Origin of the sequence: Clostridioides sp. ES-S-0005-03, from assembly GCF_020658455.1 — a bacterium.
Taxonomy (GTDB): domain Bacteria; phylum Bacillota; class Clostridia; order Peptostreptococcales; family Peptostreptococcaceae; genus Clostridioides.
Window position 1 is genome coordinate 342,787 of sequence record NZ_JACVWI010000001.1, and the last position, 14,074, is coordinate 356,860.

A 14,074-nucleotide genomic window follows, 5' to 3' on the forward strand; every position below is an offset into this window, starting at 1 on the left:
ATGGAAACTAGATACTTGCTATCAGGAGACAAAGCAGTAGTTGCTGAATTTGGAAATGAAATATCGGAAGATATAAATAAAAAAGTAATTTCGTTTATGAGAGCGATAGAAATATCAAATCTTAAAGGTATTGTTACAGAAATGGTGCCAACATATAGGTCACTTATGATAAGCTACAATCCCTTGAAAATAGATTTTGATAGTTTAATTGAAAGCTTAAAAAAAATAGAAAATAATTTAGAAAGTATAGAGCTGCCAAAACCTAAAATACATGAAATTCCAGTATGTTACGATAAGGTATTTGGTATAGATATTGAAACTGTTGCAAGTTACAATAATCTGACTGTAGATGAAGTCATAAATATACACACAGACAGAGAGTATTTAATATATATGTTGGGATTTACTCCTGGATTTCCATATTTAGGTGGAATGGATGAAAGAATAGCTACACCTAGATTAGAAGTACCAAGAACTAAAATTTATGGTGGAAGTGTGGGAATAGCTGGTTCTCAGACAGGTGTATATCCTATAGATAGCCCTGGTGGATGGCAAATAATTGGTAGAACACCTTTAAAACTATATGACGAAAATAGAGAAGAACAAATTTTACTTCGAGCTGGAGATTTTATAAAGTTTGTTCCAATAACTTTAGATGAATTTATAGAAATTGAAAAAAATAATTTAAGTGTTTAAAAATAGTGATAATACAGGGAGTGGTATATATGGGATTTAAAGTAGAATTAGGAGGTTTCCAAACATTAATACAAGACAGAGGTAGAGTTGGATATGGACAATATGGTGTATCTGGGTGTGGAGCAATGGACGAATATGCACATAGAGTGGGAAATATATTAGTTGGAAACTCTGAAGATGAAGCTTCTTTGGAGGTTCTAATGTTAGGTCCTACAATTACCTTTGATGAATATACACAAATAGCAGTAACTGGTGGAGATTTAGGAGCTAGAATAAATGGAAAAGAGATTCAAAATTGGAGGTCATATCAAATAAATCCTGGTGACATATTATCATTTAGAGGTGTAAACTCAGGGGCTAGGGCATATGTATCAATAGCTGGTGGAATAGATGTTCCACTTGCAATGGGAAGTAAATCAACTTATACAAGAGCTAAGATTGGTGGATTTGAAGGTAGAGCACTTAAAAAAGGTGATTATATAAATACTTTTGCTCAAGAAAAAGATTTTACAATAAACAAAAAATTAAATTCAAAATACATTCCAAATTATAGTTCAGAAATAGTACTAAGAATTGTAAAAGGACCTCAATTTGATGCTTTTTCTAAAGAGGAAGTAGAAAAATTTCTATTAAATGAATATAAAGTTACAAATGAAATAGATAGAATGGGTTGTAGATTAGAAGGAGATAGTATAAAGCATATTAATGGAGCAGATATTATATCTGATGGTATTTCTTATGGAGCTATACAAGTACCTGGACACGGGAAACCTATCATAATGTTATCAGATAGACAAACTAGTGGTGGTTATACTAAAATAGGAAATGTTATAAGTGTAGATTTGTGTAAGTTAGCACAATCAAAGCCAAATGATGTAGTAAAGTTTGAGTTTGTAGATATATATGAAGCTCATAGATTATTGAAAGAACAAGAAGATAAGATTCAAGATATATATAAAAGTATGAAAAATATAAGAGTTGTTAAAGCCAAAGTATTAAACGATATAGCGGTTTAATTTAAATTTAATTAATATTAATTTTTGTTACAATTTAAAGTACAATTTAGAAATAGCTATTTACTATTTGCCATTATTAAAATGGTTTGAATTAGTCAAATAGCTATTTTTCTTTGAGTAAATACATTAATTTTAAAAGAGCTTACGTTTTGGTTTTATGTATTAAAACATTTTACATATTAAACAATTGTATTGTAGATATTTACTTGGACTTTATTGGCCAAATGGGAGGTGATATAACACCATATCCACGAGCTGGTTTATCTTTACTTGGATTGATAATTTTATGAGGAGTATTAGCTTTTATAAATGTTGAATCCCCAGGATTTAATCTTACTATATTTTCACCTATACAAATATCAACTATACCACTTGTCAATACAACCACTTCTTCTGATGCATGAGAGATATAGTCTTTAGTATCCTCACTTTCTGGTTTAAGTTCAAATTCTAAAAATAAGATTGAAGGTGCAAAATCAGCTGTTGGCATTGGAGATACTATCTCATAAAACATTTCACTTTTTGGAAACTTCATCATAACTCTATCTTCTTTTCTGATGACTAAATCATCCGTGTTATTATCATCCATAAACATATATAAAGGAGTATCTAAAACTTCAGCGATTTTTCTTAATGAAGACAGGGATGGTTCAATAGCATCTCTTTCGATTTGAGATATATAACTTATAGATAAGTCTGTCAATTTGGAAACATCACTTAGTGTTTTTTTCTTGTTTTTTCTTATATTTCTCATCTTTTCCCCTAGCATAAGAACCTCCAAATAATAAAATTTATACAAAATATTCGATTAAAACAAAGTAATTATAGCATAACATAGAAGTAGTAGCAAGAAAGATGAATGGAAGATTTTAAGAATTAGCAATTAGTGAGGTGCAAATAAAATCTTATAAAAATAATTTGTTGATGAATCAATATAATGCAGAAAAATTTAATATAGGATTATTAATTTTAAAGGTATTATTGTAGGATATTTTAGAAAAAAATAAATTTTCAGTAAATTATATTGACAGATGTATTGAAGTAATAATATAATTTGAAGTATAAAAATAAAAAAATTAAATTATTACTTCAAAAATGAGGAGGTTAACATGAAAATAACAGATATTAAATTTGAAAAATTAAGAATCAAATTAAGAAAGCCTGTTGTAGTTTCGTTTGGAACAATTGAATATGGAGAGAGCATAATCTTAAAAATTGAGACTGATGAAGGTTACTGTGGATTTGGAGAAGCTGCTCCTCTTGCAGCAGTTACAGGTGAAGTTTTAGATACTGTAATTTCTATATTAATCATGTTTAAAAAGGAACTTATAGGTAAAGACCCATTAGATATTGAAACTATACATACAATTATGGATGGAATCATAATAGGTAATACTTCTGCCAAAGCAGCAATTGATATAGCTTTGTATGACCTTAAAGGTAAAATTATGAATGTACCTCTTTATAAAGTTCTTGGAGGATATGATAACAAAATTCAAACAGATATAACTATAGGTATAGATAAACCAGAGAAAATGGCAGAAGAAGCACTGGGAAGAGTTAGAGAAGGTTTTAGAATATTGAAACTTAAAGCTGGAATAAGACCTGAAGAAGATATTGAAGCTGTAAAATTAATTAGAGAAGCTGTTGGAGATAATATAAGAATTAGAATAGATGCAAATCAAGGCTGGAATGTAAATAGTAGCATAAATACTATCAAAAAACTAGAAGAATTTGGCGTTGATGCGATTGAACAAGCACTTCCACATTGGGATTTAGATGGAACTGCTTACATAAGAAATAAGAGTAATACTAAGATTATGATAGATGAGTCATTACATTCACCAATAGATGCAATTAAAGCTATAAAGAAAAATGCAGTTGATACATTTAATATCAAGTTAATGAAATCTGGTGGAATTTACCCTGCAATAAAAATCAATAATATAGCTGAAGCAAGTGGGGTTAATTGTATGTTAGGATGTATGCTTGAGACAAGGATTGGTATAACAGCAGCCGCAAATTTAATAGCATCTAAGAAGAATATAACAGAAGCTGACCTTGATAGTTTTATGTTTTGTGAAGAGTTAGAAAGTATATCTGGAGGATTTGAAATGGATGGAGATATTATGAATCTTATCGACAAACCAGGTTTAGGAATAGAAGTAAACTTATGATGAAATTAGGGGGTTAAATATGAATACACTTTTTTCAAGTACAGGTAGTATACTTGCAATAATGACAGCTATGGTTGCATTTGGATTTTACTTACAAAAATATAAAGTAACTAAGAGTCTAGGACCAGCACTTACAATAATCATAATGGGAATAATACTTTCAAATTTAAAGGTAGTTCCAGTAAGTACAGAATTGTATGGAACTATTTCTACATATGCTATACCAGTTTCTATGACTATAATGTTGATGAGTGTTGATTTAAAAGAAATGACAAAGCTATCAAGAGAGCCTTTAATAGCAATTTTTGTGGCAGTATTGACAGTAAGTATAATGGCGTTTTTATTTGGATTGGTATTTGCAGGTGAAATATCAGAAGGATGGAAAGTTGCAGGGATGTTTGTAGGTACATATACTGGAGGAAGTGCTAATCTTACAGCTATTGGAACAGGTCTTAATGTAAGTAGACAAACTCTAGCAGCAGCGAATGCAGCTGATTATGTAATTGGAGTTCCAACATTAATATTTATGTTTGCACTTCCAGCAATATTAAAAAATTCTAAGAAGTTTCAAAAGTTTTGGCCATATCATTTAGAAGAATCAGAGTTAGAAGATTGCCAGAATGAAGAATTTATGGAATCAAAAGAGTGGAGCATAAAAGATATCGCTTGGATGCTGGCTATAGGCTTTGTTGTTACAGAGGTTGCAACAATTCTTTCAGGATATTTTAGTTCAAGCTTTAGCAGTGCAGCAAGAATTCTTTTAGTTACAACAATTTCAATTATAATTGCTCAATTAAAACCAGTAAAAAAATTAAAGGGGAATTTAGATTTAGGATTGTTTGTTGCATTATTCTTTTTATGTACAATAGGATTTTCAGTAGATATAAAAGAATTTTTAGGTTCAACTTTTACTATAACATTTTATTGCTTTAGCATAATCTTTGCTTCATTTGTCTTCCATCTATTTGTAACTAGAATGTTAAAGATAAAGTATCAATATGTAATACTTTCTATAGTTGGAGCAATTGCTGATGGTCCAACGTCAGCTTTAGTAGCCGCTTCAGCAAAATGGAATTCGCTTGTAAGTGTAGCTGTAGTGATGGGGGTAATTGGTGGAGTATTAGGAAATTATGCAGGTATATCGGTGGCATATGCAATAAAAATGGTTCTTGGTCTCTAGGAGGTGAATTTTATTGAAAAAGTTTAAGTTATATATATCTGGTTTGTATAGTGGTAATGTAGTATTTGATGAAACATTACTTATTGAAAAATTAAATCCTTTTACAAATGAAATAGAAGAAATAAAACCTATGAATAAAGATGAAGGAATATATTATTTAAATCTTACAAAAATAGATTTAAACTTCTTATTTGAAAACTTTAATGTTTATAGTAATAGCTTAATAAACACAGATAAAAGTATGGTTGTAAATGAGTTAGGAGAAACATATTCTAAGTTTAATGACTATATCTGGGTTCAAAGAAATAAAAAATTTCCTTTAGATGTAATTGTTTTGGATAATAAAATAGTTGGTTTTATATGCTTGTCCAGGGAAACTTGTACTATACTAATTATGGATGAATATGAGGATTATACGATATTAAAAGAGTGGAATAAAACACATAAAAATGAAGCGATATATCCTATAAAATTTGATGGAAATTATATGATTGATATGAAAGATGGAATAAAACTTTCTACAGATGTATATCTTCCTAAGTTTGAAGACTCTACTAAAAAAGTACCTACAATTCTTATGAGAACTCCATATGGAAAAGAAAATGACAAAGAAATATATTATAAGTATGTACAAAGGGGATATGCTGTTGTAATACAAGATGTCAGGGGAAGAAATGAATCAGAAGGTAAGTGGGAACCTATGATTTATGAAAGAGAAGATGGAGATAGTACTATAAATTGGATAGTAGCACAAGACTGGTCAAATGAAGTTGTTGGAATGATGGGAGCCTCATATCTTGGTTATGTTCAATGGGCAGCTGCATCTTCAGGAAACAAACACCTAAAAGCTTTAATTAGTATAGTTACAGCAGGTAGTCCTTTCATTGACATACCAAGAAAAGGTGGAGCTTTTGTATCAGGAATGCTTGCATGGGCATTTATGGTATCAAGAAATAAAGTTGATAGAAGTAAAATGCTAAGAGATGACTGGGATGATGTTTTAAATATAAGACCGATACAAAATATACCTATTGAAGCACTTGGATATAGAATAGAATTTTTAGAAGAGTGGATAAAAAGAGTAGAAAAGGATGAATATTGGGATAGGATGGATTGGCATCTAAAAAAAGATAAAATAAATGTGCCTGCATTAGTCATATCTGGATGGTATGATGATAATGGTATGGGTACTACAGAAGCTTTGGATGTAATAAAAAATTATGAAAGAGGAAAGAGAAAGGCTATATTAGGTCCATGGATGCATAATTCAAACACGATAAGGGATATAAATGATATTCCTTTTGGAGATAATTCATTGAGGTATGATGTAGACTATAACTATCTATTATGGTTTGATAAATACTTAAAAGGAGTAGAAAATGATATAGATAAGACTGCTCCAATAGAGTATTATTCAGTAGGTTCGAATGAATGGAAGATGGCAGATAATTGGCCAATAGCAAATAAAATAGATAAAAGTATCTATTTAATAAGTGGTGGAAATGCTAATACATCTTTAGGGGATGGAAAACTATCTTTTGAAGAATGTTCAAAAGAAAATTATGATAGTTACATATATAATCCAAAAGACCCTTCAATACAGTTGATTGATATGTCAGAAAATGAAGTGGGAGTTCCAAATAATTATAAAGATTTGGAGAAAAGAAGTGATATGTTGTGCTACACATCAGATGCTTTTAGTGAAGAATTTACTATAACAGGTGATATAAAGTTGGAATTTTTTGCATCAAGTTCGGCAAAAGATACTGATTGGGTTATAAAAATTATGGATGTGGATTTAGATGGAAACTCAATTAAATTAGCTGATGGTATACTAAGTGCTAGATTCAGAAATAGTTTTTACAAGTCAGAATTTATGGAAGAAGGAGAAATTTATAAGTTTACAATAACAACCTCAAAAATATCAAATACATTTAAAACTGGGCATAGAATTAGGTTAGATATAACATCTAGTGCGAAAAACTTTATATTCCAAAATAGTAACACTGAAGATAGTTATAATAGTATTGAGTATATAAAAGCAAAAAATACAATTTATCATGGAGGAAAATATCCATCTAGGTTGATATTGCCAATAGAAAACAATTAAATTGATGAATTAAATAATAAGGAGATGTAGTATTAATCAATACTATATCTCCTTATAGGTTAAAGTAATTATATTTGCTTATTAAATTTAAAACAATTATTTTGTAGCAGCAACAACACTCATTTCAACTAATAAGTGTTCTCTAGCAAGTCTAGCTTCAACACAAGCTCTAGCAGGTTCAAATCCTTTTTCAACCCAAGCATCCCATACAGAGTTCATAGCTTCAAAGTCCTTCATATCTCTTAAATAAATGGTAACAGATAGTAAATGTTGTTTGTCTGAACCATATTTGTTTAATAAATCTTCTATTTTATTTAAAACTTCAGTAGTTTGCTCAACTACTCCTCCTTCAGCATGAGTTTGTCCACATAAATAAACTGTATTGTTGTGAACTACAGCTCTACTCATTCTTCCAGTTCCTTCATATCTTTTTATTTCCATATTTTAAATACCTCCATAATTAAAAAATCCACTAAAAATCTAAATAATAAATTAAAAAAAGTCTATACTATATAAAATTATAGTATATATTTGGCGAATAATCTATAAAAAGATATAACTTTTTACTTATAATTATTATTGTTATTAATTGAAAAGATTTATTAGTTACTTGACATAATTTATACTTTTAATTATAGTATAAATTGGAATATTTAGATAATTATTATTTAATTTAGAAATTTTAGTTTTTTAAGTAGTTTTTAAATATAGGTTTATGTATTTGTATAGAAAAGAGGTAAATATGAGTAGTACAATCAAATCAAATCGAATAAAAGGTATAATGTTTATAATAGCATCAGCTCTTGGTTTTGCAATGATGTCTGCATTTGTAAAACTGGCAGGCGATTTACCAAGTTTTCAAAAAGTATTTTTTAGAAACTTGGTATCGGCTATAATAGCGTTTTGGCTAATCATAAAACATAAAGGAAGTTTAACAGGTAAAAAAGAAAATATAAAGGTTCTTTTATATAGGTCAATTTTTGGAACTTTAGGGGTTATATTTAACTATTATGCAATTGATAAGTTGATGCTTTCAGATGCTAATATGCTAAATAAAATGAGTCCTTTTCTCGTAGTTATATTTTGTGCAATTATTCTAAAAGAAAAAATAAACATAAAACAGATAGGGGCAATTATAATTGCATTTATAGGAGCTTTATTTATAATAAAACCAACATTTAGTGTTGAAGTAATTCCATATCTAGGAGGAGTTGCAGGAGCTGTATTTGCAGCAATGGCATATACTTGTTTAAGAATTCTTGGAGATAGAGAAGATTATTATACAATTGTGTTTTTCTTTTCAGTTTTTTCATTAGTTACTGTAGGACCAATAGCTTTTGCAGTGTATGAACCAATGACTCTTATGCAACTTGTATATTTATTACTAGGTGGAGTATTTGCAAGTTTAGGTCAATTTGGTATAACTTTAGCATATAAGTATGCGCCAGCCAAAGAAATTTCTATATTTGACTATAGTAATATAATATTTTCAGCAATCTTGAGTATATTCTTGTTTAATGTTTATCCAGATATGCTAAGTGTTGTAGGATATGTAATAGTCTTTTCAGCAGCATTTTATATGTTTTTATACAATAAAAAATTAGACAAGCTAGAAAAAGAAATTGACAAGCAAAATAAATAAAAATAGTATTAAAATTTACATTAAAAATAAATAATATGATTCTAAAAAAGAATAGCATATTAAGTTAAAACAGCAGTTAAAAGTAAAAAACTATAACTGCTGTTTCTTTTATCAAAAATATCCAAATATATTTAAAAATAGAATATAATAAAGTAGTAGAATAATATAAAGGGGATAATTTAAAGTATGGAAAAAGTAAAAGTTGCTGTGGTTGGAGCAGGTAATAGAGGTACATATGCATATGCTCCATATATTTATGAAAATTCTGATACATGTGAGATAGTTGCTGTAGCAGAGCCAAAAAAAGGAAGACGTGAATTATTTGCACAGAAGTATAACTTAAATAGCAAAAATGTATTTGAAAGTCTAGAAGAATTCTTTAAACAGGATAAAATGTCAGATGCAGTCATAATAGCTACAAATGATGATAGACATTATGATGTAGCAAGTTTAGCGCTTCAAAAAGGTTATCATATATTATTGGAAAAACCAATGTCTAATAGTTTAGATGGATTAGTACATATAAATGACCTATGTGAGAAGTATAAAGATAAGATTTTTATGATTTGTCATGTACTTAGATATTCTCCATTTTACAATAAATTAAGAGAAATTGTAGAAAGTAAAAAATTAGGAGAATTAGTTAGTATACAATATAATGAGAATATAGGCTATTGGCATTTTGCTCATAGTTTTACTAGAGGGAATTGGAGAAATAGTAATGAGACAAGCCCTTTGATTTTGGCGAAGAGTTGTCATGATATGGATATTCTATTATATTTGGTAGGTAGTAGATGTAAAAAAATCTCTGCATTTGGAAGTTTAAAGCATCTTAATAATGAAAATGCTGGGGGAGAAATGGCACAGAATTGCCTTCAATGTTTGGTAGAAAAGAAATGTCCATATTCTGCAAAACAAATTTACCTAGAAAATGACAGAAATATAAATAGAGCTGTGCATATAAATCCTACAAAAGAGAATCTTTTAAAGATACTTGAGACAAGTCCATATGGAAGATGTGTTTACAGATGTGATAATAATGTAGTAGATAACATGGTAAATATATTACAATTTGAAAATGGAGTAACTGCTACTTTTAATTTATGTGCATTTACTAAAGAAAATGGAAGAACTATAAAGATGATGTTTAGTCAGGGAGAAGTTGGTGGAGATTTAAATAAAAATGAGATAAGAATTAAAGAATTTGGAAAAAATGAAGAAGTAGTTATAAATCCATCAAATAAGAAAGATATGGTAGAAGAATATGATAGAAATCTCATAACTGAATTTATTAAATTAGTTTTAAATAAAGACTTAGAAAAAGGAAGAGCAGCAGCAAAAGATGCTATAGAAAGTCATGTAATGGCATTTGCAGCAGAGTATTCAAGATTGAGTGATGAAGTGGTGCATATAGATAAATTTTTTGATGATGCTATAAAGATGACTAAAGAAATAGAAGAAACTATATTTTAAATATAAAAGATTACACAAATAAAGATAGATTAGATAATAGGGATATATAAATCGTCTATTAAGTAATCTATCTTTTTATTAAGATTTTTTCTTATCTTTATCAAAAAAATCCATGCATTCAGATAAGAGATAAGAAAGTAAGGCAAATAAAATTTCTGTACTTAAAGGAATCATTATTGAATCCATAAATGTATCAATTATGTTCATAGCTAAAAAAGTCAGTATAAAATCAATTATAAATTCGCAAAATTTATAAATTGAATACGGCAATTTGTTTACATATCTAAATATATCTAAAATGGTAGTGCATAGAAAATCAATTGGGGTAGTTATACAAAAATATATTAAAAAGAAAATTAGTACAGACCCAAGAGATTTATATTCAAAACCTAAGAATGATAAGAAGCCAATTCCTATAACAGTGAAAATACAAAAAGTTATACCAAAAAAAACAGCAAAAAATAAAAATACAGAAATAAATTCGCCTAAAGGAATCCTTCTTTTATTACTTATCTTAATCAACTCCTTATGTATAACATGAAATTTATATAAATAACAACATTCTTAAAAATTCATAATAATCTTCTGTTTCAAATAGTATTGTTTGAGAATCTATTTTTTTCATACTTGGGTAAAAAGAAGCTTTAAAAGCCTTGTAATGTTCTCTAAACTTTATTTCAATTTTAAATTTGTTTGGTAATTTTATTAAGTGTCTAGATAAATTTCCAGATAAAGATTCTTGAACACCTTCTTCTATTTTTTTTAGTGCAAGATTTGGGTGGATTGAAATTGAGCCATTTCCAATTCCCTTTGAAACAGGAACAGTGATTATATTTGGGTTTAGTTTTTTTGCACTTTCACAAAGCATTTCATCTCCACTTAAAAATGCTACAGGAACATTATAGTATGCAGCAGCATAAGCATTTATAGTAAATTCAGATGCTATTTCATCATTTATTTTAAAATAGTCATAGTCAATATCCATAGTATGAGAAAGTGGGTTCCCATTACAAGTAGCTCCAGAATGATAGCCAGTAAATACACATGCATCAAAACTTTTATCAATACCAGCCATCATAACTAGTGGGTCTTTAGTCCATCCTCTAAGGATTTTGACATTTTCAGGTAAAATATCTGGATTAATATTTCTACCACTATCATGTGCATCTTTAACAAGTATTTCATGCATACCAGACTGAGTAGCTCCATTACATGCAGCTGCTATTTCTTTGCTCATTTGTGTTCTATAGTGTTGTGAAAATTCACATTCAAGCTTTGTTTCATCCCAATTTACAATGCCACAAGTACCTTCTATATCGGCACTTAAATATAACTTCATAATATAAGCCCCCTTAAATTTATTATTAATGATAATAACAGATAACAGTAAACATACAATTAATAAGAGGTAGAAAAATATTATTTCTCATTATTAATTATTATTAAATCTGTAACTGAAAAATAACTGATATTAGAAATATAACACTAACTAGTATCTATTATCCTATTATTGCTATATACAATATTTATATAAAATTGTAACACAGAAGTAGCTACATTTACTAGTTTAACATACTTAAAACATTGATAGATATTATTTTTAAGTTTGTTTAATGGTTGTAGTGTTTTAAGATTAGGAGAAAGAGTGGAATTATAGAATTATTTTATAGAATTAGTAAAAAAGAAGATGTTTAAGGGGCTATAAATAGCTATCCATCCAAATAAATTTGCTGCTTGTAGACTAAATATTGTCATGAGTATTCTCCTTTATAATTATTTATATTAAGTATACAAGATAATTTGCCAATATGAAAGTGGATAAAATCAATTATATAATTCAAGAAAATGAAATACAACGAATACTTTATAGAATTAAAATATAATAAGGTAGAGTATTAAATTAGAATTTTTTAATTTAATACTCTACCTTTAATTTAATACTCTATCTAAAATAAATTAAAATTCAAATTCATTTTCCCAATCAAATTCCCCTGATTTTTCTACACATTTAGGCCAATGACTACACCATTCAGGGACTGAGGGATTTTCAACTCTATCAATACTTGGAGTATATGGTTTTAAGTCGATAACAGGGCTATTATCATTAGCATCGATATATGGAATTCTTATTATACCATGCTCATGGTCGATGCTAATAATTTGTACAGTAGTTAATGCTATTGGGTTAGGTCTAATAGGTGACCTTGTCGCAAATATTCCCATAACATCAGGTGCTTTTTTATAAGGTTTTGGAGTTTCTAAGATACTTCTTGCTTCAACATCATCAAATCCATCAAACCACCAGATTACATTTAAATGACTAAATTCATCAAGTGCTTTTAATGCAGGTATATACTTTTTATCCAATTTGATAGAAATTTCTTCACCTTGAACACGTATTTTTCCTATAGGGTTTACTAAAATTTGTTTCATAATATTACCTCCAATTATTTGGTTTGTTATTTGTAATTTTAGCGTAAACCCTAACACCATGTGAGAGTCAATATAAAAAGGAGATAGAAGCATATAATTAAAAGGATAATACATTTTTTGAATGAAGCATAACACCAGTAATAAGACAATCTTCATCAATATCAAAGGTAGCTGTATGAAGAGGAGAATTAATATTTTTTCCCTGATTTGCACAACCAAGGTGATAAAAAGCACCTTCACAATATTTCAAAAAATATGAAAAATCTTCAGCACCAAGAGTAGGTGTATCTTTAATCAAAATATTTTCTTTTCCAAATAATTCTACTGCATTTTGTTTAACATAATCTACAAGAGAATTTGAATTTATAAGGGAAGGATAACCTTCTTCAATTTCAACATCAATATTTCCACCAAATGTTTTGCAAGTAAAATCACAAACTTCTCTAATTCGTTTTTTTGAAAAATCTCTGGTTTCCTGCGTTAAAGTCCTTAAGGTTCCTTTTATAACAACTTTATCGCAAACTATATTTTCTTTAATTCCGCCTTCAATTTTTCCTAAAGAAATAACTACAGAATCAGTGGGGTTTGTATTTCGACTGACAATTGTCTGCAAAGCAGTTATGATATGAGCAGAGATAACTATAGCATCAACACCTTGATGAGGATAAGCTCCATGGCATTTTGAGCCATATACAGTTATACAAAGTGTATCTGTTGATGCATTTAAAGTATTGTATTTTAGTTCAATTAAACTTTTATCAATATTGGGATTTACATGAAGACCAAATATATAATTTACATCTGGATTTTTCATGCATCCATCTTCTATCATAAGTTTAGCGCCACCAATGGTTTCTTCAGCAGGTTGGAAAAAAAACTTTACATTTACATTTAAATAATCCTTTAATTTAAATAGTATATTACAAGTGCCAAGTAAAATAGCAGTATGTGCATCATGGCCACATGCATGCATTTTACCTAAATTAATGGATTTATAAGGAAGATTGAGTTTTTCTGTTATAGGTAAAGCATCTATATCAGCTCTTATAGCAATTGTCTCAAAGTTTGGATTTACATTTATATATGCAGTTACTCCTGTGTGATTTTCATATTCAATGTAACTTATACCTATTTCATCTAAATATTTAATAATTTTTTTCTTAGTTTGAAATTCTTCTAAGCCAAGTTCTGGAGTTTTGTGTAAATCTCTTCTAATATCTATAACCCAATCATTTATATCATGGCAAAGAGCTTTAATATTAATCATAAAACACATCCTAACTATATTAAAATTAAAAATTTATTTTTCTTCATTATTATAATTATATTATTCTATATAAAACATTA

13 protein-coding genes are annotated in these 14,074 nt (G+C 28.5%); 7 read left to right on the forward strand and 6 right to left on the reverse strand.

The window, feature by feature from the left end:
* Positions 1-696: a 5-oxoprolinase subunit PxpB gene (gene pxpB, locus IC218_RS01635; RefSeq protein ID WP_227434290.1), complete on the forward strand. Its 696-nt coding sequence runs from the start codon at positions 1-3 to the stop codon at positions 694-696.
* Positions 697-725: 29 nt separating this feature from the next.
* Positions 726-1,712 (forward strand): biotin-dependent carboxyltransferase family protein, encoded by a 987-nt coding sequence (locus IC218_RS01640; protein ID WP_227482271.1) that lies wholly within the window; start codon positions 726-728, stop codon positions 1,710-1,712.
* A 202-nt stretch (positions 1,713-1,914) separates the two neighbouring features.
* Here the strand turns inward: IC218_RS01640 and IC218_RS01645 are convergent, their stop codons facing one another.
* Entirely contained in the window at positions 1,915-2,481 is a 567-nt protein-coding gene (locus IC218_RS01645) for a helix-turn-helix domain-containing protein (protein WP_227434292.1), read from the reverse strand.
* Positions 2,482-2,821: 340 nt separating this feature from the next.
* On the opposite strand from IC218_RS01645, the gene IC218_RS01650 reads away from it, so the two are divergent.
* From IC218_RS01650 to IC218_RS01660, 3 genes are read left to right on the forward strand one after another with little or no spacing between them, the layout of a single operon-like run.
* On the forward strand, positions 2,822-3,889 hold the full coding sequence (locus IC218_RS01650; RefSeq protein WP_227482272.1) for a mandelate racemase/muconate lactonizing enzyme family protein: 1,068 nt from the start codon (positions 2,822-2,824) through the stop codon (positions 3,887-3,889).
* 19 nt (positions 3,890-3,908) lie between these two features.
* On the forward strand, positions 3,909-5,069 hold the full coding sequence (locus IC218_RS01655) for a DUF819 domain-containing protein (RefSeq protein ID WP_227434294.1): 1,161 nt from the start codon (positions 3,909-3,911) through the stop codon (positions 5,067-5,069).
* Positions 5,070-5,082: 13 nt separating this feature from the next.
* A complete protein-coding gene (locus tag IC218_RS01660; protein ID WP_227823691.1) occupies positions 5,083-7,179 on the forward strand; it encodes a CocE/NonD family hydrolase in 2,097 nt (698 codons plus the stop codon).
* A gap of 96 nt (positions 7,180-7,275) precedes the next feature.
* On the opposite strand, the gene IC218_RS01665 is transcribed toward IC218_RS01660, so the two are convergent.
* The gene (locus tag IC218_RS01665) at positions 7,276-7,620 is read right to left on the reverse strand and encodes a RidA family protein (protein WP_227434296.1); all 345 of its coding nucleotides are present in this window, start codon (positions 7,618-7,620) and stop codon (positions 7,276-7,278) included.
* A gap of 301 nt (positions 7,621-7,921) precedes the next feature.
* Here IC218_RS01665 and IC218_RS01670 point away from each other — a divergent pair, with 301 nt between their 5' ends.
* Both IC218_RS01670 and IC218_RS01675 read left to right on the forward strand, forming a co-directional pair.
* Positions 7,922-8,821, forward strand: a complete 900-nt coding sequence (locus IC218_RS01670; RefSeq protein ID WP_227823692.1) for a DMT family transporter — start codon at positions 7,922-7,924, stop codon at positions 8,819-8,821.
* 186 nt (positions 8,822-9,007) lie between these two features.
* Positions 9,008-10,294, forward strand: coding sequence for a Gfo/Idh/MocA family protein (locus tag IC218_RS01675; RefSeq protein WP_227823693.1), 1,287 nt, complete (start codon positions 9,008-9,010; stop codon positions 10,292-10,294).
* 78 nt (positions 10,295-10,372) lie between these two features.
* On the opposite strand, the gene IC218_RS01680 is transcribed toward IC218_RS01675, so the two are convergent.
* The 4 genes from IC218_RS01680 to IC218_RS01695 all read right to left on the reverse strand — a co-directional run bounded on the left by IC218_RS01680 (position 10,373) and on the right by IC218_RS01695 (position 13,994).
* Positions 10,373-10,816, reverse strand: a complete 444-nt coding sequence (locus tag IC218_RS01680) for a regulatory YrvL family protein (protein WP_227434299.1) — start codon at positions 10,814-10,816, stop codon at positions 10,373-10,375.
* A 22-nt stretch (positions 10,817-10,838) separates the two neighbouring features.
* Positions 10,839-11,633 carry a M55 family metallopeptidase gene (locus tag IC218_RS01685; protein ID WP_227434300.1) on the reverse strand — a complete coding sequence of 265 codons (795 nt, stop codon included), beginning with the start codon at positions 11,631-11,633 and terminating at the stop codon, positions 10,839-10,841.
* Between the two features lie 617 nt (positions 11,634-12,250).
* Entirely contained in the window at positions 12,251-12,727 is a 477-nt protein-coding gene (locus tag IC218_RS01690; protein WP_227482276.1) for an SAM-dependent methyltransferase, read from the reverse strand.
* 97 nt (positions 12,728-12,824) lie between these two features.
* Complete coding sequence (locus IC218_RS01695) at positions 12,825-13,994, reverse strand: M20 metallopeptidase family protein (protein ID WP_227823694.1); 1,170 nt, start codon at positions 13,992-13,994, stop codon at positions 12,825-12,827.
* Positions 13,995-14,074 lie beyond the last annotated feature (80 nt).